Genomic DNA, 21,098 nt, shown 5'->3' on the forward strand with positions numbered 1-21,098 from the left:
CGCTACACAGCGACTGCAAGGACGCCCTGTCCCCTGGTGACGCACCAGCGAGGTAAGGGTGCGTCGTGCACGTGTGTTCCTCGGCTCGGCGTTTGAGCGACGTAACCGGGGTAGCGACCATCGGGAGCGTAGGGACCGTAGGTCCCTGAATTGCCGTACGCAGTACCTACGAGAAGCGCTTCTCGGCGTGCTCCAGGCTCTCCAGGGAGATGCCGTCGATCGCCGAGGAGCGTACCCGCCAGAGGGTGGCGGTGCGGTCGGTGCCGACGCCGTAGTGGATACGCACGTCGCGGAAGTGGAGGAAGGAGGCGGTGGCGTCGACCTCCTCGGGCAGCGCCATCACCTGGGCGCGCAGGCCTTCGAGGCCCTCGGCGACGGCCTTGCTCTGGGCGCCTTCGGCGGCGCGGGTACCGGCGATGACCTGCTCGAGCAGCACCTTGAGGTACTCGCCCTCGGAGATGAGCACGCCGCTCATCAGGAGGCCGTGGGCGTGGAACGTCATGCGGATGGACACCCCGACTGCCACCAGGGGCCGCAGGAGAAGCGGGAGGATCTCTTCCTGGTCGGGGCGATCGGACATCACGACGTCGCACCATACCTTCCGTGCGTCGTCAATCTGTCGACGGACGTTCCTCCTGCGGGGCTGTTGACCCTCCAGCGCGCGGCAGGGTACGCCGGAAAGGATGGGCGGCGACGAGACGCGCACCCTCTCGGTGGCAGAGGACGAGGACGACGGAGGACGTCCGCGGCGGCCGCACCTGTTCCTGGTGCTCGAAGCGCACCGCCCGCTGGCCGCGCCGATGCGGCTCGCGCTGACGGCGGTGGACGAGGTCCTGTTCGGGCGGGGGACGGAGCGGCGCGTCGAGCGGGAAGGGCGGCGCGCGGTGGTGCGCGTCGACGATGCGTGGATGTCGTCGACGCACGCGCGGCTGACGCGGGTGCTGCGGCGGTGGGTGCTGGAGGACGCGGGCTCGAAGAACGGGTGCGCGGTGAACGGGCAGCCGGTGCGGCGGGTGGAGATCGAGGACGGGGACGTCATCGAGCTCGGGCAGACGTTCTTCGTGCTGCGCGAGGGGCTCGCGGTGGAGCCGGCGGATCCGGAGCTGTGTGACGCGGCCACGCTCACGCCCGCGGCAGCGGGGATGGCGACGCTGATCCCGGCGCTCGCTCGGGAGTACGCGCAGGTCACGGCCATCGCGCGGACGCGGGTGCCGGTGCTGCTCTCGGGGGAGACGGGGGCAGGCAAGGAGGTGATGGCCCAGGCGATCCACGCGCTGTCCGGGAGGAGCGGGGCCTTCGTGGCGGTGAACTGCGGGGCGCTGCCGGCGACGCTGGTGGAGGGGGAGCTGTTCGGCCACCGGAAGGGGGCGTTCTCGGGGGCCACCGAGGACCGGCCAGGGCTCGTGCGGGCGGCGGACCGGGGGACGCTCCTGCTCGACGAGATCGGGGACCTGCCGCTCGGGGCCCAGGCGGCGCTGCTCCGGGTGCTGCAGGAGCGGGAGGTGATGCCGGTGGGCGGGACGCGGCCGGTACCCGTGGACCTGCGGGTGGTGGCGGCGACGCACAGGCCGCTGGAGAAGATGGTGGCGGAGCAGCGCTTCAGGGCAGATCTGCATGCGCGTCTGTCGGGCTACCGCGTCGCGCTGTGGCCGCTCCGGGAGCGGCGCGAGGACCTCGGGATGCTCGTGGGGACCCTGCTGCGGCGGATGGGGGTGACCGGGGCGCGGCTGCACGCGCGGGCCGCGCGGGCGCTGATGCGGCACGACTTCCCGGGGAACGTGCGGGAGCTGGAGCGGGCGCTGGAGGCAGCGGTGGCGCTCGCGGGCGGCGGGCCGATCCTGCTGGAGCACCTGCCCGAGCCGGTGCGGCGGTCGCTGGAGGCGAAGGCCGACACGCCAGGTGAGGCGAAGGCCGACGCGCCAGGTGGGGAGGAGGGGGCGCGGCGGGAGGAGCTGCTGGCACTCTTGCGGGAGCACGGGGGGAACGTGACGGCGGTGGCGCGCGCGATGGGAAAGGCGCGGATGCAGGTGCAGCGCTGGATGAAGCGGTACGGGATCGATCCGGAGCAGTTCCGACCCTGACCCGGCGAGGGGAGAGGGGGAGCAACGGGGGTGCAACAGGGGGTGCAACAGGGGGTGCAACAGGGGGTGCAACACCGCAACAGCGCCGGGGGGCGCGCGCGCCGCGGTTCGCCGGGGCCATGGCGGTCGTCTGCCGGCACAGCGCTGCGGATCATCGGCCTCGTTCAGGGGGAAAGCAGGGCGTCGAGGCCTGGCACATCTCCTGCGATAGGGCTCAGCGCACGGCGACGACGACGCGAGAGCGCGGGCCGCCGCGAGACACTCCAGTGACCCAGAGGAACAGAACCATGAACCGCATTTCCCTGATCTCTGCCGCGTTTCTTCCGATGGTGCTCGCCAGCCTGAGCCTCGGTTGTGGTGGCGCGGAGGCGATGGACGAGGCGACGCAGGAGGCGATGGGGGCCTCGGAGGCCAGCAACCCGGGGTACGGCTACGAGATGCGCGAGGACACGATCGATGCGGCGCCCCAGGCCGTGCAGGCCGCGGACGGGAACATCGTGGCAGGGCGGCTGCGGCCCGAGGTCATTCAGAGCACGGTGCGGGGGCGCTTCGAGGCGATGCGCCCCTGCTACGAGGCGGCCCTGCAGCAGAACGCGACCCTCGCAGGCAAGGTGACGGTGCGCTTCCAGGTGCTCGCGGACGGTTCGGTGGTGGGCGCGCAGGACAACGGCTCGACGCTCGCGGACGCGACGGCGGTGCAGTGCGTGGTCGACGTCTTCGCGGGGACGAGCTTCCCGGCGTCGGAGGCAGGGACGGCGACGGTGATCTACCCGATCGAGTTCGCGCCGGGCGACGACTGAGAGCGCGCGCAGTCCTCGACAGAGGATCGGGGAAAAGGGGTACGCCCCATGGCCAAGGTGAGGCGCGAGTGAACCAGCCTGGTCAACTCGCGCCTCGTTTCCCTGGGGGTTTTACTGGACGTCTTCTGCGTTTCAGCCGTCCTTGTCGGCGGAGCTCCGCGGCAACGAAAGGGGACTCTTCTTCGAGGACCTAGAGCGAGATGTTGCCGCTCCAGTACCGCTCCGCGTCCTTGAGTCGGTCTTCCCAGAATTCATTCAACCCCAGTCGGTCGATCGTGTCCTGAATCTGGTCGCGGATCTCCTTCGCGAGGCTCGGATCGGGAATGACCTGGCAATAGGCGAGTTCGAGCTGGAACCAGCCCGGCTGGATCTCGAATGGATCGAGCACATTGCTGAAGTCCTTCTTCCTCGCGTTCAGGCGCGTGCAGCACAAGCGGTAGTTCGCCCACTGGTAGACCTTGCGCCAGCTTCTCGACTTCGGTGCAAAGTGGTCTGCGGAGCGGCCCCCGGTGACCGGGTGTATGCGAAAGCAGGAGTAGGCGCAGACCTCGTGGTACCCAGCCATCAGCTCATCGAGCACCCTGGTCCAGTACGTGGGGAACTTCTTGGCCGGAATATCACGCTCTCGGAGAGGGGGATGGCCCTTGGCGACCTTCAGCTTCTTCCGGGGTCGACCCCAGGTGCGTTTACAAGGCGGCGTCTTCCCCAGCATCTCTGCGATTGCGCAGAGCCCAGGCCGACGCACCTTTTCATCGAAACTCTTCGGCTTCGGCGCCCTGGCGACAGGGATCACTTCCGGGCTCCTTTGCGTGGAGCATGGTGCTTGCTTCGAAACTCCACCCATCGAAGCCAGAACCGGTCGATGTCGCTGAGCGATGCCTGCAGGAGCTGCTGGACGCGCTTGATGTCCTCCTTGGAAGGCGAGGGTTGACGCGCAAGCGCGAGCGCTTCGCGGATGGCAGTCTCCGCTTCCAGCGAGCGCGCTTCCTTCAGATCGAAGGCTTCGCTCGTGAGCCAGGCCGAGACGTCACCTCGACGAACGAAGTCGCGCTGGGTGAGCTCCACCCTGGCGTCTCCGTCCTCGCGAACGAGATCCAGATCGAACCAGGCATCCGTCCTGGCGTTGAAGAGCGGCTCGATTGAGGCGAGCAAAAGAGGAGAGTGGGTCGCCGCGATGATCTGGACCGCGGCCTTTCCGGCGAGCTTGGCCATCACTGCCAGGAGCGAGCCCACGATGGTGCGCTGCCACCGTGGGTGCAGATGCGACTCGATCTCGTCGATCAGGAAAGTCACCTGGAGTCGGGGGCTCGTCGAGCAGCTCCGCTGCCCGCACGTGTTCCTGCCACGCCCAGACCAGAAGATAGGCGAGGGCGACGATGCGACGCATGCCTGCAGACGCCATCGGCACAGGCACATCCCGCCCGTAGGGCATCCTCAAGGTCGGGATCCAACGTGCGTCTCCAACGCTGAGGCGTCCGAGCTTACCGGCCACGAGGGCCTCTTCGGCGGATGGCGAGAGCGCGTGGAGCGCCGCCGAGAGCTGCTCGAAGGCCGTGCCGCCTTCCTTCTGCCAGAGCGCCCAGTCCGCGATGAGCCCATTGCAGAGCTGTACTTCACCGGCCTTGAGGCCATTCCACACCTCGCGTGCAGAAAAGACGTAGGCCGGCTGCCTCTCCTGCAGGTCGCCACCCGGAGCCTTCCGCCAGTAATTGCGCGCCGGATCCCAGACAGAGAAACCGCCATCGACTTGCGCGTACAGCACGAGCCCTGGGTTCGCGGGACGACCTGGCCGCCCGGTCCAGGTTTCGGCGTGACGATCGAAGACGCTTCTGTAGGTCGCATCCTTCTTCGACTTGGCGTGAAACGAGAAGTCGATGGTCGCCGTGCCAGGGTCCAGGGGGCGCGCTGGCAGCCCGGAGGTCAGGGCAGGGTTCACCTCGGCGGGCCACTGTCTCGTGAGCGCCCACCAGGCCACGTCGAGCAGAAAGCTCTTACCAAGCCCATTGTCCCCGGTAAGTACGTTGAGCCGGGGTGCCGGCCGCAGCGTCATCTCGGGCGCTGGACCGACGTTCTGAAGGTGCAGGTACTTGAGCATGGGCTCGCGGTCATCCTAGTCCCTGAGGTGCTGGCTGGGGAGTTCTCGGCGATTTCGAAGGGGGAATGACCGACGCTGCGTGATGCCGGAGTCTCGTCGAGCAGCGCTCAGCGCAGCCCCTCGACGAGGTAGAGGTCGGAGAGGTAGCGCTCGGCGCTGTAGACGTGGCCGGTGCCGTCGGGGGTCAGCTCGATGGCGCCGAGGCTCTCGATGCCCACGGGATCAGGAGGCGTGATCTCCTTCCAGGACGAGACCTTGGTGGTGGTGAGGTCCACGCGCTGGAAGCGCGCCGGGAAGCGGTACGAGGTGGCGCGCCGCACGACGAGCGCCTTGCCACCGTCGATCCAGGCGACGAGGCGATCGTCGCGATCGAGGTGGAGGGTGCTGCGGGCCTCGCCGCCGGCGACGGGGAGTTCGTGGAGGATGGCGGAAGCGTCGAGCGCGGCGACGGTCTTGCCGTCGGGGGAGATCAGGGCGGGGCCCACGGTCCAGGTGTCGGTGAGCGGGCGGGGGCGGGATGCGGGCTGCGCGCTGGCGCGCGGGTCGGGGTCGAGGGTGTCGAGGTCGACGAGCCAGAGGCGCTCGCGCAGCTCGCCGCCCTGAGCGCGGAGGAGGAGGCGTTGGCCGTCGGGGAACCAGCGGGCGTCGATGACGTCGAGGTCGCCGGTGGGCACCGAGAACGGCTCGCCAGCCGTGGTGGGCATGATGGAGAGGGCGCGCTCGCCAGGGCGGGGGCGGAAGAGGATCCAGGCGCCGTCGGGGGAGAGGGCGAGGGCCTGGCCCTCGGTGAGGCGCACGGGTGGGGCGCCGTCGGTCTGGCGGAGGTAGATCCAGGGGTTGCCGGAGGTCGCTTCGCCCTGCTCGACGAAGAGGACCTGGGTGCCATCGCGGGTGATGCCGCGCGGCTCGGCGGCGTCGAGCCAGGAGAGGTCGCGGTCCTGGGTGGCCGCGGGACCTCGGGCGAAGAGGCGCTGGCGGCGATCGGCGAGGAGGACGAGGGCGCGGCCGTCGGGAGCGACGTCCTGCAGGACCATGGCGCCGAGGTCGCGCGCGAGGATGCGCTCGCGGCCGGAGAGGTCGACGGCGCGGAGGATGGTGGGGCCGCCGGGGCGCTCGGGGGCAGAGAACCAGATCTCCTTGCCTCCCGGGCCGAAGGCGAGGCCGACGGTGCGAGGATCGGCAGCGAGATCGGTGGCGAGATCGGCGGTGGGGCCCGCTGGAAAAGGCCCGGCGAGGCGGCGGGGCGCTTCGCCAGGCGCCGCGACGTGGATGGTGATGCCGTCCTCGGTCCTGCGGGCGAAGGCGAGGTGATCCCCGCTCGGGGAGAGGCGGAGGGCGAGGTAGGCGCCCGGGCCGCGGAGGGTGTCGACGACACGGCCCGGCGGGTGCTCGACGCGGAGGACCTGGGCGACGCGGCGGACGACGGCGAGGCCAGCGGCGTCGGAGACCAGGTCGGCGCGGAGGATGTCGGCCATGATCCGGCGAGGGTCGCCGCCGCCGAAGGGGGCGCGCGCGAGGGTCGCGCCCTGCTCGGTGAGGGCGCGGGGATCGGGGGCGTCGAGGCCGAGAAGAATGTCGCCCGTGGGTGAGGTGGCGAAGAGGTGCGCGCCGGGCGCGGAGAGGGCGCGGGCCTCGGGGGCCGGGGTCGAGGGGGCCGCCGGCGTGGCGAGGTAGACCTGCAAGGGCGCGCCCTGGAAGGCGGCGGCGTAGAGGACGGCGTGACCGTCAGGGCCGAAGCGGGCCGCGTGCACGGCGCCGAGGCGGAAGGTGAGCCGGGAGGCGCGGAGGGTGGCGGGCGCGGCAGAGGCGGTGGGGGTCGCGGCGGGAGGCTCCGGGGCCGTCGGGGTGAGGGCACGGCCGGCGAGGAAGGCAGCGGTGAGGGAGGCGGCGCAGACGAGGGCGAGGAGGGCGCGGGAGGTGGCGGTGGTGCGGCGCGCGCTGCCCAGCAGGGGGCGGGTGGGGGAGGAGGTCCGGCTGCCTTCGGGCTCGTCGGGGAGGCCGGGGACGTCGAGGGTCTCCACGGCCTGGAGGAGGGCGCGGCCGCCCGGGAAGCGGGCCGCAGGGTCCTTGGCGAGGCAGCGGGCGACGATGGTCAGAAGCTCGGCAGGGACGCGGACGCCGAAGGTGGCGATGGGCGTGGGCTCGTCCTTGAGGATGGCGTAGGCGCGCTCGACAGGGGTCTGGCCTTCGAAGGCGCGGGCGCCGGTGAGCAGCTCGTAGAGGATGGCGCCGAAGCTGAAGACGTCGGCGCGGGCGTCGGCAGGGCGGCCCTGGACCTGCTCGGGTGCCATGTAGCCGGCGGTGCCGAGGATGGCGCCGGTCTCGGTGAGGGCGGCGCTGGCATCGGCGGTGACGGTGCGGGAGGCGTGATCGGAGGCGTGATCGGAGGCGTGATCGGAGGCGTGATCGGAGGCGTGATCGGAGGCGCGATCGAGGGAAGGGTCGGAGGGGAGCGCGCTCTCGGCGAGGGACTTGGCGAGGCCGAAGTCGAGGATCTTGAGCTGGCCGTCGCGGGTAATGAAGAGGTTCTCGGGCTTGAGGTCGCGGTGGGCGAAGCCCTTGTCGTGGGCGGCGGAGAGGCCGCGGGCGATCTGGGTGGCCCAGTGGATGGCGGCGGGGAGGGGAGGGGGGCCGCCGCGGAGGTGCTCGCGGAGGGTGGCGCCGTCGAGCAGCTCGGTGACCAGGTAGGGCGTGTCGCCGCCCGCGTGGAAGTCGTAGACGGCGAGCACGTTGGGGTGGTTGAGGGCGGAGGCGGCGCGGGCCTCCTGCTCGAAGCGGCGGAGGCGGGTGCGGTCCTCGCGGACGGCCTCGGGGAGGACCTTGATGGCGACGTCGCGGCCGAGGCGCTCGTCGCGGCCGCGGTAGACCTCGCCCATGCCGCCGGCGGCGAGGGGGCCGAGCAAGGTGTAAGGCCCGAGGCGGGTGCCGGGCGCGAGCGGCATGGTGCGGGGAGTAGAGCGGAGTGCGGGAGAGCGCGGAAGGGGCGGCGCTAGCCGGGGCGCTTGGCAGAGAGGGGGAGCTGCCGGTGGCGGGTGCCATCGAGGGCGAACAGGGCGTTCGCGATGGCGGGGGCGACGGGGGGCACGCCGGGCTCACCGACGCCGCCGGGGCGGGCTTCGCTCGGCACCACGTGCACGTGGATGCGGCGCGGGGCCTCGCCGATGCGCATCACGGGGTAGTCGCGGAAGTTGGTCTGCTCGACGGCGCCCTTGCGCATGGTGATGGCGCCGTGGAAGAGCACGCTCATCCCGAAGATCACGGCGCCTTCGAGCTGGGAGCGCACCCGCTCGGCGTTCACGATGAGGCCCGCGTCGGCGACGATCCACACCTCGTCGATGACCGGCTTGCCGTCCTTGCCGCGCTTCGCGGAGGCGACGACGGCCACCGAGGTGAGGAAGCTCCGGTGGGCCGAGAGCCCGAGGGCCTGGCCTGCCTTGCGCTTGGCTTCCCAGCCGGACAGCTCGGTGACCTTCTCGATGACGTTGCGGAGGCCGCCCACCTCGACGGGGTGATCGGCGATGGGCGTGCCGTAGTTCGGGATCTTCTTCACGCCCGCCTCCTCGGGCGTGAGGTTCCGCGCGGGGCCCAGGATGTCGAGCCAGGTGGCGCGCGGATCCTGGCCGCGGGCGTGGGCGACCTCGTCGACGAAGGTGCCGATGGCGAAGCCGTGGAAGATGTTGCAAACCGAGCGCAGCCACCCGATGCGCACGTGCGCCGGGGCCTCGCCGGCCTCCGCCTGCACGTTGGGGATGGCGAGCGGGAGGTCGAGGACACCCTGGCCGAGCTCACCCTCGGAGGGGCGCTTCTGGGTGGCGTCGAAGGTGGAGGGGATGGGCGGGAAGGCCGTGCGGTGCCGCCAGGCGGTGACCTTGCCGTCCTTGTCGAGCGCGACCTTGAGGGACTGGGCGCTCACGGTGTGGAAGTAGTCGTGGCGGATGTCGTCCTCGCGCGTCCACTGCACGCGCACCGGGGCCTGGGCCTCGCGCGAGAGCAGGGCCGCCTCGGAGACGAAGTCGGCCTTGGACTTCCGGCCGAAGCCGCCGCCGACGAGGGTGACGTTGACCTTCACCTTGTCCTCGCCGATGCCGAGGGCGCGCGCGACCTCGGTGCGGGCCGCCTGCGGGTTCTGGGTGGTCGCCCAGACCTCGCACGCCCCGTCCTTGAAGCTCGCCAGGGCGGCGGGGGGCTCCATCGCGGCGTGGGCGAGGTGGGGCAGGTAGTACTCCGCCTCGAGGGTGCGGGCTGCCTCGGCGAAGGCCTTGTCCACGTCGCCCACCTTGCGCATCACCTGGCCGGGTGCGCGCACAGAGCTGAGGATCTGCTCGCGGTAGGCGTCGGAGTCGTAGATCTCGTTGGGCCCGTGATCCCAGGTGATGGAGAGCGCGGCGCGCCCGCGCATCGCGGCCCAGGTGTGGTCGGCGATGACCGCCACCCCGCCGCGCGGCTGGAAGGCCGGGGCGCCCTGGGGCGTGGGCAACTCCACGACCTTGCGCACGCCCTTGACCGCGAGCGCCTTCGTCGCGTCGAACGTCGCCACCTTGCCGCCCACCACGGGGGGGCGCTCCACCACGGCGACCAGCATGCCGGGCAGCTTCACGTCGGCGCCGAACTGGCCGCGGCCGGTGACGATGTCGGGCCCGTCGCGGAGGGGAAGCTCGGTCCCCACGTGGCGCAGCTCGCTGCGGGGCCTGAGCTGGATCTTCTTCACGTCAGGCACCCGGAGCTTGCCGGCGTCCACCGCGAGTTCGCCGAAGCCGAGGGTGCGCTTCGACCTGTCGTGCCACACCGCGTGATCGCGGGCCACGCACTCCGTCGCGGGCACGCGCCAGCGCGTCGCCGCGACCGCGACGAGCTGGGTCCGGGCCATGGCGCCCATCTGCCGGAGCTTCACCCAGTCGTTGCGGACGCTGCGGGAGCCGTCGGTGTTCTGGTCCCCGTACTTCTTGTCGCCCTCCGCCTGCACCACGCGCACCCGCGCGAGGTCGGCGCCCAGCTCGTCGGCGATGACCACGTGCAGGGAGCTGCGCACGCCCTGGCCCATCTCCGAGCGCTGGCACACCACCACCACCTCGCCGGCAGGCGAGACGTGCACGAAGGGGTTCGGGGAGAGGCCCTCGGGAGCCCCGGCGGCCTTGGCGCCGGCCTTGGCAGGCGGCGCCGCGAGGGCCTCGGCCTCGTCGAGGAGGCCGAGGGTCAGCCCCCCTGCCACGAGGCCGAGCCCCTGCAGGAAGGAGCGCCTGCGCATCGATACGTCTGCGACCCGGGCGACCATCACTCCTCCTTCGGCAGGCCAGCGGCCACGCGGACCGCGGCGCGGATGCGGGTGTACGTGCCGCACCGGCAGATGTTGCCGGCGAGCGACGTGTCGATCTCTGCGTTCGTGGGCTTCGGCTTCTTCGCGAGCAGCGCCGCGGCGCTCATGATCTGCCCCGACTGGCAGTAGCCGCACTGGGGCACCCCGAGCTCCACCCACGCCTTCTGCAGGGGGTGGTTCCCGTCCTTCGACAGGCCCTCGATGGTGGTGACGCTCCTGCCCGCAGCCTTGCTGATGGGGGTCACGCACGCCCGCACCGCCTCGCCGTCGAGGTGCACCACGCAGGCGCCGCAGAGGGCCTCGCCGCAGCCGTACTTGGTGCCCGTCAGGCCGATGAGATCGCGCACCACCCAGAGCAGGGGCATGTCCGGATCGGCGTCGACAGTGTGTTCGGTTCCGTTCACGCGCAGCGCGATCATTGGGGCTTCTCCTCTGCGGGGCAGGCGGCCCCGGTCTCGATCCATGCCGCCACGAGCGCGCCGAAGCGCTCCTGCGAGCCTGGCGCCGGCTGGCGATCGGCGCCCGGGTTCCAGCCCCAGCCCACCAGCTTGTCGTGCGCCGTGTGGTCGGCGATCTGGGCCAGCGTCTTGCCGCCGTTGCGCTTCGGGTCCTTGATCTGGGCGCAGATGGCCGCGGGGGTCCGCCCGAGCCAGGCCATCTCGATGGGAGCCAGGTGCCAGTCCGGCGCTCCCGGGACGCGGGCATGGTCCAGGTTGCGATCCTGGTGGCACGACCCGCACGCCAGCGCCGGGACGCCGTGGTTGTCGGGGCCGCGCACCACGGGAGGGTTGTGCGCCTCGGCGCGATCACGTTGCCGCGGCTGATCGTCGTGGGGGTGGCAGTTCACGCAGCGCGGGTGGGTGAGCACCTTGGCGGCTTCCATGAAGAGCGCCTTCGAGCGCGCCTCGGGATCGGCCATCTGCGCGAAGGCTTCGGGAGCGAGCAGCTCGCCCGGGGGAGCTGGAGGAGGTGGCTCCGAGGGCACTGGCGCCGGTGTGGGTGTGCTGGCGCCGGAGCAGCCGGCCAGGAACAGGAGAAAAGCGAGGGGTTTTTGTTTCATCGCGTGGAAGCTGGTCGGGCTTAGAGCCGTGACCGAACCGTGTCGATACGAAAGATATTCCGGTTCCAGCGCCTGATGAAAAGCTCCGAGCGCACGCGGGACAGTAGATCTCACGTCGTGACCACCCTCCGCGGCGATGCCCTCTCGCTCTCCGAAACCTGGACCCTTCACGGCGCGCTCGCGGCTCTGCTGACCTCCGATCCGGCGCTGCGCCGCGCCCCTGCGCTGCTCACCGATGCCGGTCCCGTGAGCTTCGGTGAGCTGACCGAGCGCGCCGCGCGCATTGCACAGGCGCTTCGTGCCCGGCTGCGCGAGGCGCCCTCTCTGGAGGGCGGTCCGCTGATTGGCGTCTGCATGTCGAGGAGCCCCGACCTCGTCGCCGTGCTCCTCGCCATCCTCCAGGTGGGAGGCGCGTACCTTCCGCTCGACCCCCACTACCCCCACGACAGGCTCGCCCATGTCGCCTCCGATGCCGCGCCAGCGCTCCTCGTCACCGGACCCGAGCACGCAGCCTTGGCGCGGGCGCTCCTCCCCGATCGGCCTTGCTGGGTCCTCGACCCGAGCCCCTCGCCTGCCGCACCCGACGGCGCTGCCGCGGACGCTGACCTCCCGTCCGTCACCCTCTCCGGAGAAAGCCGGCTCTTCGCCGTCCTGTACACCTCGGGCAGCTCCGGGCGCCCCAGGGGCGTCTGCTTGTCCCACCGCGCCGCCCAGAACCGCCTCGCGTGGATGTGGCGCAGCCATCCCTTCGCGCCCGGCGAGGTGTGCTGTTTCAAGACGCCGCTCGGCTTCGTGGACTCCGTCTGGGAGCTGTTCGGGGCCCTCCTCCACGGCGTCCCCGTGGCCGTCGCCCCAGACGCCCTCGAACGAGATCCGAAGGGGCTCCTCGCCTTCGCCGTGCGCCACGGCGTGAGCCGCCTGATCGTCGTCCCTTCCCTGTTGCGCCTCCTCCTCCCGCTCCTCCCCTCGCAGCGCTCCGACGCAGATGCTTTCCTGAAGACGCCGGGCCCGACGCCGCACCTGTGGACGTGCAGCGGCGAGTCCCTGCCCGCCGATCTCGCCCGCGCGTTCCTCGACCGCAGACCGCGCGATGTGCTCCTCAACCTCTACGGCAGCACCGAGGTCATGGGCGATGTCACCGCGCACCGCGTGCGTGAGGGCACGCCTCCCGTTCCCGTCGGCCGGCCCATCGCCAACACCGTCATCGACCTCCTCGACGAGGTCGGGGAGCCCGTGAAGGCTGGCGAGATCGGCGCGATCCACGTCTCCGGCGAGGCCCTCGCGTGCGGCTACCTCGTCCACGGCCAGGCCACGGCCGCGCCTCTGGGCGAGGGCCTGCACCACGACACCGGCGATCTCGGGCGCCTCGTCGCCGATCCCCACGACGGCGCCTGGACGCTGGTTCATGAAGGTCGCCGCGACAGGCGGGTGAAGCTCCTCGGCAACCGCTTCGATCTCGCCGAGCTGGAGCGCGTCCTGCAGGCGGTGGAGGGAGTCGCGACGGCCGTGGCCTCGTTTCGCGAAGACGCTGCGGGCCCCGAGCTGCTCGGGTTCGTGTGTCCGAGCGCTCCGGGCGTGGTGACGCTGGAGACCCTCAGGGAAGCCTGTGGTCGCGCGCTACCGCCGTACGCGCAGCCCACCCTGCACCTCCTCGATGACCTGCCGCTCCTCCCCAACGGAAAGCTCGATCGCCAGCGCCTGCGCGCGACCTCACCTCCGCCTCCGCCGCACGCAAGGCCCGCGGTGCCCCCGGGCGACACCTCCGCCTTCGTGCAGGCCTGGAGCGACATCCTCGGGGACCTTCCCGTCCACGAGGACCTCGACTTCTTCCAGGCGGGCGGCTCCTCGATCCAGGCCGTTGCCTTGATCCGGCGCCTGCGTGAGGCCGGCATGAACCTCGCGCTGGACCACCTCTACGCGGCACCGACGCCCCGCGCGCTGAAGCACTTGATCGAGGCGGGGCTCGCGCCTGCCGCCAGCACTCGGCTCACGCTGGCGCCGATGACGGCCCGGGATCGCAGCGTCGCCCTGACCTTCCTCACCGACACCTTCGCCCGCTCCGACAGGCTGGGCCTCGCGCTGGGAGCGACGCGTGACAGCTTCGAGGCCCTGATGGGCGCTTTCCTCGACGCGGCCCTCCCGCAAGGGTTGTCCTTTCTCGCGTCCGCGGCCTCCACCGCGCCCGCGGCCTCCATCGCGCCCTCGGGGTGCGTGCTCGCCGTCGACCTGTGGCGTCATCACCAGGCCCTCGACGCTGGACGCATCGTCATGCCTTCGGTCTTCACCCCGCTCTTCGCCATGTTCGACGCCCTGGAGGCGTCCTGGTTCCAGCGCGAGCCCGTCCCCTCACCGGGCGAGTGGGTCTACGTCCTCGTGCTTGGCGCCTCCCCGAGCGATGTGACCAGCCGCGTGGTGCATGGCCTCGAAGCCACCGTCGTCGCGGAGGCACGCCGCCGCGGCTATCAGGGCCTGCTCACGATCAACACCCACGCCGTGACCCAGCACGTCTGCGAGGCGCTCGGCTACCGGACCGCCGCCCGCATGAACGTGCGCCACTTCGTTCACGAAGGTGCGTCCCCCTTCGCCCACGTTCCTCCCGGCAGTGAGGAGATTGTCCTCCACGAGAGGCGGCTCGGGTGACGCGGCAGCGCACGCGGGAGGGCTCGAGGGCCCGCAGAGCCGCGGCGCGGGTGTCGGGGCTACCGTCCCACCAGGCTGTCGCTCGCGAGGCGGGGGTTCTTGCGGAGAATGTCTGCGTTGAGGGCGCTCGCGAAGCCCAGCCAGCCCAGGTAGGGCGCCATGAACCATGTGGTCTGGGGATCGATGCGGCGCGCGACGCGGGTGTACGCGGCGACCGTTCCGAGGAGCGCGGTCATGTCGGCCATGGCGAGCTGGGGCCTTCGCCTGGCGAAGAAAAGAGGAGACCAGGCCGCGTTCAGGGCGAGCTGGGTGCCCCAGAGGGCGAGGGCCTGGGTGCGGTCGGGGCTCGGCGGCGACCAGGCGACGCGGTTGGCGGAGACGGCCATGAGCGCGTAGAGGCCGGTCCAGGCGATGGGAAAGGCCAGGGCCGGGGGCTGGAACGCTGGCTTGCGCAAGGCGCGGTACCAGAGGTTGCGCTTTGGCTGGGTGGCGCGGCTGCCCACCACCGCCGCCGCCGCGGTGAGGCCTCCGAAGACGGCGAGGCTGAGCAGAGAACGCACCTGTCGGCTGAGCATGGTCTTCCCTCCCGGGACACCCTGTCCCGCTGAGGAAGGCAGGGTGGCAAGGGGCGTACCGGGCGGCCGGCTCAGCGCATTGCGCCCCGGGTGCGCTCTGGATCGCGGTCGGGCCGTGGCTGCGCCGCGCAGGCGGCGATGCCCTGGCGCAGGTTGCGCAGGACGTGCACCCCTTCGAGAGAGCCCTCCGAGGTGATGAGCTCTCTGGCCATGGAGGGATGGATGCCGGTGACGATCGGGCGGGCGCCGAGGAGCGTCAACGCCCGCAGGAGGGCGAGCAGATCGGCCGGGGTCACCTCCATCGCGCCGGTGAGGTCCAGGATCACCGACTCCGCCTGCTGCTCCACGACGCGTGTCAGCAGCGCCTCGGTGAGCTGCGCGCCCCGGCCGCGATCGAGCTGCCCCACGATGGGCACCGCCAGCGTCCGGTGCCCCACCTCGAGGATGGGCGCGGAGAGCGCGAGGATCTCCTGCCGCTGCTGCTCGATGAGCGCGTCGCGCTCGCGCCGCTGGGTGAGGTCGTACTGCTGGATCAGCGCGGTGATCGCCCCGGTCGCCGGATCCAGGCTGGCGCGCGCCTCGACGCCGTGAAAGCGGGGGCCCTCCAGGGTGATGACCTCCACCTCTGCGCGGAAGACCTGACCCTCCTCGACGGCGCGCAGCAGCGTGGCGGGGATCGTGGCGTCCACGAACCAGCCCTCCATCGTCTCCCCGTCGCCGAAGGCCTGCTGGGTGGCGTAGTTTCGCATCAGTACCTCTCCCGAGGTGGCGACGACCGCCACCAGGACCGAGGTGTGCTTCAGCGCCTCCACGCCGCGGAGCTGATGCGGGTCGATGTCGACCTTCTCGTGCCCCTCGCAGATCCAGCCCATCTTCCCGTCATCGAGGTCGATCCTGGTGATCGTCATCTGGACCCTGACCGGGACATCCCGCGGGTAAAGCGTGAGCTCTTCCTTCCAGAGGCGCCCCCGGACGAGCGTGTCGTGGATCAGCTCGGCCCTGGTCCTCCCTGCCTCCGAGCGGAACGAGAGGTCACGCGCGGACAGCTCCTCGATGCTGGCCGCGCGCCACAGGACGAGGGCCGCCGGGTTCGCCCACAGGATGCGGTGCTGGTCTAGAGAGAAGACCCACACGGCGGTGGTGAGCAATCTCGTCCCTGCGAGGCGCTCGTCGAGCAGCATGCACTACGCCTTAGCACACGAGATGCCTCTGGCCCCTCGCCTTGCGTCCCGGTCTCACGTCAAGCCGCGCGTGGTCTGGAGCACCCCGAGCTGGTCCAGTCACCCGCAGGTGGACGATGCCTTTTGCGCTTGTCTCCTTGCCCTCCACGACCCCCTGCGGCATGGCCGCATCCATGGTGTCCGAACGAGGAACAAGCCCCGCCCCCGACGCGCCTGCCTCTGCCGTCGCCACCTCTGCGGCGCTCTCTCTCGAAGCCCTCTCTCTCGGCTTTCGTTGCCGCTACCTCTCCTACGACGACCTCACCCGCCAGGTGCACGCCTGGGCTGACGCCTTCCCCCACCTCGTCCGGGTCAGCAGCATCGGCACCACCACCGAGGGGCGCGCGCTGTGGCTCCTCACCATCGGCCCCGAGCCGGACCGGCTCAGGCCCGCGGCGTGGGTGGATGGCAACATGCACGCCTCCGAGTTCTCGGGGTCCAGCGTCGCGCTCGCCATCGCCGAGGATGCGATCCGCGCCCACCTCGATCCGGCGTCGCCCCTGCACGACTTGCCGCCGCACCTCGCGGACATCGTGCGCGAGGACATCCTGCTCTACGTGCTGCCGCGGGTCTCGCCGGATGGCGCGGAGCAGGTGCTGCAGACCGACGTCTACGTGCGCTCCCTGCCCCGCGACGGGCGGCTCGGGCGCTCGGAGCCGTACTGGCGGCACGCAGACGTGGACGGGGACGGCAAGGCCTACCTGATGCGGCGTGAGGACCCGGCTGGCGACTTCGTGGCCTCGCCGGAGATCCCCGGCCTCATGCTCCCCAGGCGCATCGAGGATCCCGGACCGTACTACACCCTCTACCCGGAAGGATTCATCGAGCACTGGGATGGGTTCACCGTCCCCGCGCCCTCGTACCTCTCGGACAACGAGACGGATCTCAACCGCAACTTTCCGTATGGCTGGGCACCGGAGCCCAGGCAGCAAGGCGCGGGCGCGTTTGCGACGAGCGAGCCGGAGTCGCGCGCGATCACCGAGTTCGCCACGCGGAGCCCGCACATCTTCGCCTGGCTCAACCTGCACACCTTCGGCGGCGTGTACATCCGCCCCTCCGGGGACCGGGTGGACAAGAAGATGAACCCGCAGGACCTGGAACTCTACCACCTGCTCGGGGAGTGGGCGGAGCGGTTCACGGGCTACCCCATGGTGAGCATGTTCGAGGAGTTCACCTACGAGCCGGACACGCCGCTCGCGGGGGATCTGGCGAGCTTCGCGTACACGCAGCGCGGCGCCGTCAGCATGGTCTGCGAGCTGTGGGACTTCTGGAAGCAGGCAGGGGTGGAGGTGCTCCGGCCCTTCGTGTGGAACTACCAGCGGCGCACGCGCGAGGACGTGATCCGCATCGGGCGCTGGGACCAGGAGCACAACCAGGGGCGCCTGCTCCGGCCGTGGCGCGCCTTCGAGCACCCGCAGCTCGGGCCGGTGGAGGTGGGCGGCTACGATCCGTACTTCAGCATCGTCAACCCGCCTCCGGAGCGGCTCCCGGAGCTGTGCGCGGCGCAGGCGCGGTTCTTCCTGCGCCTCTCGGCGCTCGGGCCGCGGCTCCGGCTGGCGAGCATCGAGCTCTCGTCGATCGGCGAGGGGCTGACGCGGGTGGAGGCGACGGTGGAGAACGTGGGGTTCCTGCCCACGTACGTGCTGTCGTCGTCGCGGGCGCTGCCCTGGAACGAGCCGGTGCGCGCGGGGATCGCTCTCGATGAGGGGATGGAGCTGCTGGCGGGCGACACGGAGCAGGAGGTCGGGCACCTCGGGGGATGGGGGGGCTACCAGAAGTCGTCGGTGCCGTTCATGGCGCGCACCTCGGGGGAGGCGCCGCGCCGGCGGGTGAGCTGGGTGGTGCGGGGGCGAGGCGCGGTGGTGCTCCGGGCGCGGTCGGTGCGCATGGGGCAGGTCGAGGCCCGCGTCGACGTGGGCTGAAGAGCCGACCGGCAAAGCTGCTGCGCACCCCGCGTCGTCGGTCGGCCTCCCTCGAAATCCAGGTGGATTCCTCGGTCGGCCTTCCTGGCCGCGGGGCGCTCGCGACGCTTTCCCGGTCAGCTCTTGGGACGCGCGGGGGCGCGACTAGCTCGAAGGGGCGGCGCGGAAACCCTTCACCTTGGGCTTGGCGCCGAGCAGGACGAGCTGGCCGCAGGCGGCGGAGACGTCGTCGCCGCGCTGCCGGCGGATGAAGCAGGAGTAGCCGGCGTCGATGAGGACGCGCTGGAAGGCCTCGACGCGCGCCCAGTCAGGGGGGCCGAGCGGGGAGGCCTCGATGGGGTTCATGGGGATGAGGTTCACCTTCACCGGCAGCCCCCGGAGGAGCTTCACGAGCTTGCGGGCCTCGTCGGGATCGTCGTTCTTGCCGGACACCAGGGTGTACTCGATGGTGATGCGGCGGCGGCGGGGCAGGGGGTAGGCGTGCAGGGCCTCGAGGAGGCGCGGCAAGGGGTACTTGCGGTTGATGGGCATGAGGGCGCCGCGGGCCTCGTCGTCGGCGGCGTGGAGCGAGATGGCGAGCCCGATCTGGCCGCCGAAGTCGGCGCCGAGGCGGGCGATTTCCGGGATGAGGCCCGAGGTGGAGACGGTGACGCGGCGGCTGGAGAGCGAGATGCCCTCGCGGTGCGTGAGGAGCCTGAGGGAGCGGGCCGTGGCCTCGTAGTTGTGGAGGGGCTCGCCCATGCCCATGTAGACCACGTTGCGGAGGGCCTCGCCTTCGTCGAGGAGGGCGCGGCCGAGGAGGACCTGGGCGACGATCTCGTCGGCGCCGAGGTGACGCTTCAGGCCGGCGATGCCGCTGGCGCAGAAGACGCAGCCCATGGCGCAGCCGACCTGGGTGGAGATGCACTGGGTGACGCGGATCTTGCCCGCGGTCTCGGCCGCAGCGTCGTCGCCGCGCTCGTCGTCGTCCTCGTCGTCCTCGTCGGCGTCGGCATCGGCGAGCGGGCCGCGCGCGCCGGGGCCGGTCACGGCAGGGAGGAGGACGGTCTCGATGGTGGCGCCATCGCGGAGGCGGACCAGCAGCTTGCGGGTGCCGTCGGCGGCGCGGTGGATGCGCTCCACGGTGGCGACCGTGCCGAGACCCTCGGTGGCGAGGGCTTCGCGGAGCCGGCCCGACAGGTTGGTCATCGAGGCGGGCTCGAGGACGCCGCGCCGATGGATCCAGTGAAAGACCTGCTTCGCCGTGAAGGCGCGCTCGCCGCGGGCGCGGAGCGAGGTCTCCCATTCTTCGGGGAGGCGGGCGACGGGCGAGACGGCGGAGGTCACCGCGGTGAAGTAAACCGTGTGGGAGGGAGCGGCAAGGGGCGCGCTGTCCCCGGGAGGCAGTGGGCCCGACGCGCGCCGACGCAACCCGACGTATGCCGACGCGCGTGGCTGGTCGCCCCCGAGGGGCTGAGCTAGGGCGACTGGATGCGCCTCTACACGTTCGTCCACTCGCCCAATCCCCTCAAGGTGCGCCTCGCCATGGCCGAGATGCAGATGGAGTACGAGGCGGTGGAGGTGAACGTCTTCCGCGGCGAGCACCAGACCGAGGCCTTCGCCCGGGTGAACCCCCAGCGCAAGGTGCCGGTGCTCCAGGACGGAGCCCTGACCCTGCGGGAGTCGAACGCGATCCTGGTGTACCTGGGGCGCACCCGCGACACGCCGCGCTGGCCGAACGTGGCGACCTCCGAGGCGCTCGCGATGCAGTGGCTGTTCTTCGAGAGCGGGAGCATGTCCTCCTGGTGCAGCACGCTGTGGTGGAACGATGTGGTGGCGCCCAGGCTCGGCCGCCCGGGCATGGGGGAGGGGGTGGCGGAGCAGGCCGCGCGCGAGATCTCGCGCTCGCTCGATCTGCTGGACGGGCACCTCGCCGATCGTCAATTCCTGCTCGGGGATGCGCTGTCTCTGGCCGATTGCTCGGTGGGTGTGGCGGCGATGATGCTGCGCGGCACCCGCGTCGACGAGCCGGGGCGCTGGCCGCACGTGAGCGCTTACCGGGACGCGATCCGGCGGCGGGCGAGCTGGGACGAGGCGCAGGGAGAGGGGATCATCGACCTCCGCGCGCCTTGACGATCTATGCTGCGCGCGGGCGCTCGCCCGGTCTCCCGGTCTGCGTGTGTGATGCGTCGATCTCCGTGGTCCTTCAGGCTGATGTCGCTCCTGCTCCTCCTCGGCTGCGGGGTGTGCGGGGCATGCGGGCCTGCGGACAAGGCAGAGCCGGAGGTGCTCGCGCAGTCGGTCCGCATGCTCGCCAAGTCCATCGCTGCGGTGGACGACAGCCGCGCGGTGAAGGCCGGACAGGCTGGCGTGGGCGAGGATCCCGCGGTGGTGGCGGCCGTCGCGGAGCTGCGCCTCGTCATCCAGCAGGCCGAGCGCACCACGGCACGGCTCGCGGTGCGCGCCCCGGTGACGATGCCCGCGCAGCTCGATGCCCTCCGCGGGAGCGCCGAGCAGCTTCGCCAGGCGCTCGCGCGGGGACAGGAGGCCGAGCTGCGAAGCACGGCAGAGGCGGTGGAGACCCACGCGAAACAGGTCTCTGGCGTGCTGCGGGGTTTGGTCGACGAGGTGCGGCCGTGGCTGCAGCGGATCACCCCGGACGCGAGCGTGCTCGCGGGTCAGCTCCCGACGTCGGGAGGCACCCTGGTGGTGCGCGTCATCGCCGGGCTGTACACCGCAGCCACGATCGTGGGGCTCTGGGCCGCCATGATCGCGCGCGACGCCCTGGCGCGGCAGCGGCGGCGGCTGAACGGGGTGGTGTTCGTGGGGCTGAGCGCGTTCGGGATCGCGGCGATGACGATCGGTGCGTCCCCCATCGCGGCGCGGATGGCGCCGGAGCTATCCATCCCCGACGGGGAGGAGCGCTGCGCCGCCGCACTCGCCCGGGGGAGCGAGCTGGATCGCGCGCTGCGCATCGCGGTCGAGCGCGCAAGCCGACAAGAGAGTCCGCCTCCGGCGAAGGACGCGCGGGTGGCCGTCAGCACGGGGGCGCGGGGGCCGAGCCGCCGCGAGCTCCTCGCGGCCGTGCGCGGAGGCAGCGAGCGGGGGCTGCTCTCGTCGAAGGCGGCAGCCGGAGCCCTCCACGCAGCGCAGGCTGTCAAGGCGGCCCAGATGGTCACCGCGCCGGGGCAGCAGGCCGCGAGGCCACCCGACGGGGCCGAGGTGCTCGCGCGTGAGGTGCGGGAGCTCTCGGCGGAGTGCGTGGCATTCACCGTGGCCGGGGAGGCCCTCGACGAGGCGCGCTACTACCACGCCCTCGCCGCCGAGTACCTGGGGCGCCCCCTGACCCAGGCTGGCACTCCCCGTGAGACGCCGGGGGGGTGAGAGCGGGGCGCTCGCGACGCTTTTCCGG

The 21,098-nt window shown here is 71.5% G+C and carries 16 protein-coding genes; 6 read left to right on the forward strand and 10 right to left on the reverse strand.

Going from position 1 to position 21,098, the window contains the following annotated elements; translation table 11 throughout:
* Positions 1-166 precede the first annotated feature (166 nt).
* Positions 167-580 carry a GvpU-like protein gene (locus tag CAP_RS26775; RefSeq protein ID WP_044246137.1) on the reverse strand — a complete coding sequence of 138 codons (414 nt, stop codon included), beginning with the start codon at positions 578-580 and terminating at the stop codon, positions 167-169.
* Positions 581-683: 103 nt separating this feature from the next.
* Between CAP_RS26775 and CAP_RS26780 the strand changes: the two genes are divergently transcribed.
* Entirely contained in the window at positions 684-2,081 is a 1,398-nt protein-coding gene (locus CAP_RS26780) for a sigma 54-interacting transcriptional regulator (RefSeq protein ID WP_052375994.1), read from the forward strand.
* Between the two features lie 287 nt (positions 2,082-2,368).
* Positions 2,369-2,881 (forward strand): AgmX/PglI C-terminal domain-containing protein, encoded by a 513-nt coding sequence (locus CAP_RS26785; protein WP_044246138.1) that lies wholly within the window; start codon positions 2,369-2,371, stop codon positions 2,879-2,881.
* A gap of 190 nt (positions 2,882-3,071) precedes the next feature.
* Here CAP_RS26785 and CAP_RS26790 read toward each other — a convergent pair whose 3' ends face one another.
* The 6 genes from CAP_RS26790 to CAP_RS26815 form a co-directional block, all read right to left on the reverse strand.
* Positions 3,072-3,674, reverse strand: a complete 603-nt coding sequence (locus tag CAP_RS26790; RefSeq protein ID WP_081865289.1) for an HNH endonuclease family protein — start codon at positions 3,672-3,674, stop codon at positions 3,072-3,074.
* A complete protein-coding gene (locus CAP_RS55160) occupies positions 3,671-4,174 on the reverse strand; it encodes an AAA family ATPase (RefSeq protein ID WP_269324658.1) in 504 nt (167 codons plus the stop codon). The genes CAP_RS26790 and CAP_RS55160 overlap by 4 nt, the downstream gene beginning before the upstream one ends.
* Before the next feature lie 909 nt (positions 4,175-5,083).
* The gene (locus tag CAP_RS55165) at positions 5,084-7,918 is read right to left on the reverse strand and encodes a serine/threonine-protein kinase (RefSeq protein WP_044246139.1); all 2,835 of its coding nucleotides are present in this window, start codon (positions 7,916-7,918) and stop codon (positions 5,084-5,086) included.
* A 47-nt stretch (positions 7,919-7,965) separates the two neighbouring features.
* Entirely contained in the window at positions 7,966-10,248 is a 2,283-nt protein-coding gene (locus CAP_RS26805) for a xanthine dehydrogenase family protein molybdopterin-binding subunit (RefSeq protein ID WP_044246141.1), read from the reverse strand.
* Positions 10,248-10,709 carry a (2Fe-2S)-binding protein gene (locus tag CAP_RS26810; RefSeq protein ID WP_044246142.1) on the reverse strand — a complete coding sequence of 154 codons (462 nt, stop codon included), beginning with the start codon at positions 10,707-10,709 and terminating at the stop codon, positions 10,248-10,250. The genes CAP_RS26805 and CAP_RS26810 overlap by 1 nt, the downstream gene beginning before the upstream one ends.
* The gene (locus CAP_RS26815; protein ID WP_044246143.1) at positions 10,706-11,350 is read right to left on the reverse strand and encodes a hypothetical protein; all 645 of its coding nucleotides are present in this window, start codon (positions 11,348-11,350) and stop codon (positions 10,706-10,708) included. Before CAP_RS26815 ends, CAP_RS26810 begins: the two co-directional genes overlap by 4 nt.
* Positions 11,351-11,467: 117 nt before the next feature.
* Here CAP_RS26815 and CAP_RS26820 point away from each other — a divergent pair, with 117 nt between their 5' ends.
* A complete protein-coding gene (locus CAP_RS26820; protein WP_044246145.1) occupies positions 11,468-13,990 on the forward strand; it encodes a non-ribosomal peptide synthetase in 2,523 nt (840 codons plus the stop codon).
* A gap of 59 nt (positions 13,991-14,049) precedes the next feature.
* Here the strand turns inward: CAP_RS26820 and CAP_RS26825 are convergent, their stop codons facing one another.
* Both CAP_RS26825 and CAP_RS26830 read right to left on the reverse strand, forming a co-directional pair.
* Positions 14,050-14,565 carry a TspO/MBR family protein gene (locus CAP_RS26825; protein ID WP_052375997.1) on the reverse strand — a complete coding sequence of 172 codons (516 nt, stop codon included), beginning with the start codon at positions 14,563-14,565 and terminating at the stop codon, positions 14,050-14,052.
* 71 nt (positions 14,566-14,636) lie between these two features.
* Positions 14,637-15,746: an STAS domain-containing protein gene (locus CAP_RS26830; protein ID WP_052375998.1), complete on the reverse strand. Its 1,110-nt coding sequence runs from the start codon at positions 15,744-15,746 to the stop codon at positions 14,637-14,639.
* A 173-nt stretch (positions 15,747-15,919) separates the two neighbouring features.
* Here CAP_RS26830 and CAP_RS26835 point away from each other — a divergent pair, with 173 nt between their 5' ends.
* Positions 15,920-17,707, forward strand: a complete 1,788-nt coding sequence (locus CAP_RS26835; protein WP_081865293.1) for a M14 family metallopeptidase — start codon at positions 15,920-15,922, stop codon at positions 17,705-17,707.
* A 144-nt stretch (positions 17,708-17,851) separates the two neighbouring features.
* Here CAP_RS26835 and rlmN read toward each other — a convergent pair whose 3' ends face one another.
* A complete protein-coding gene (gene rlmN, locus CAP_RS26840) occupies positions 17,852-19,033 on the reverse strand; it encodes a dual-specificity RNA methyltransferase RlmN (protein WP_044246146.1) in 1,182 nt (393 codons plus the stop codon).
* Positions 19,034-19,177: 144 nt separating this feature from the next.
* Here rlmN and CAP_RS26845 point away from each other — a divergent pair, with 144 nt between their 5' ends.
* Both CAP_RS26845 and CAP_RS26850 read left to right on the forward strand, forming a co-directional pair.
* Positions 19,178-19,819, forward strand: a complete 642-nt coding sequence (locus tag CAP_RS26845; RefSeq protein ID WP_044246148.1) for a glutathione S-transferase family protein — start codon at positions 19,178-19,180, stop codon at positions 19,817-19,819.
* Positions 19,820-19,870: 51 nt separating this feature from the next.
* A complete protein-coding gene (locus CAP_RS26850; protein WP_156041166.1) occupies positions 19,871-21,070 on the forward strand; it encodes a hypothetical protein in 1,200 nt (399 codons plus the stop codon).
* The last annotated feature ends 28 nt before the right edge of the window (positions 21,071-21,098 follow it).

Source organism: Chondromyces apiculatus DSM 436, from assembly GCF_000601485.1.
GTDB classification, from domain to species: domain Bacteria; phylum Myxococcota_A; class Polyangia; order Polyangiales; family Polyangiaceae; genus Chondromyces; species Chondromyces apiculatus.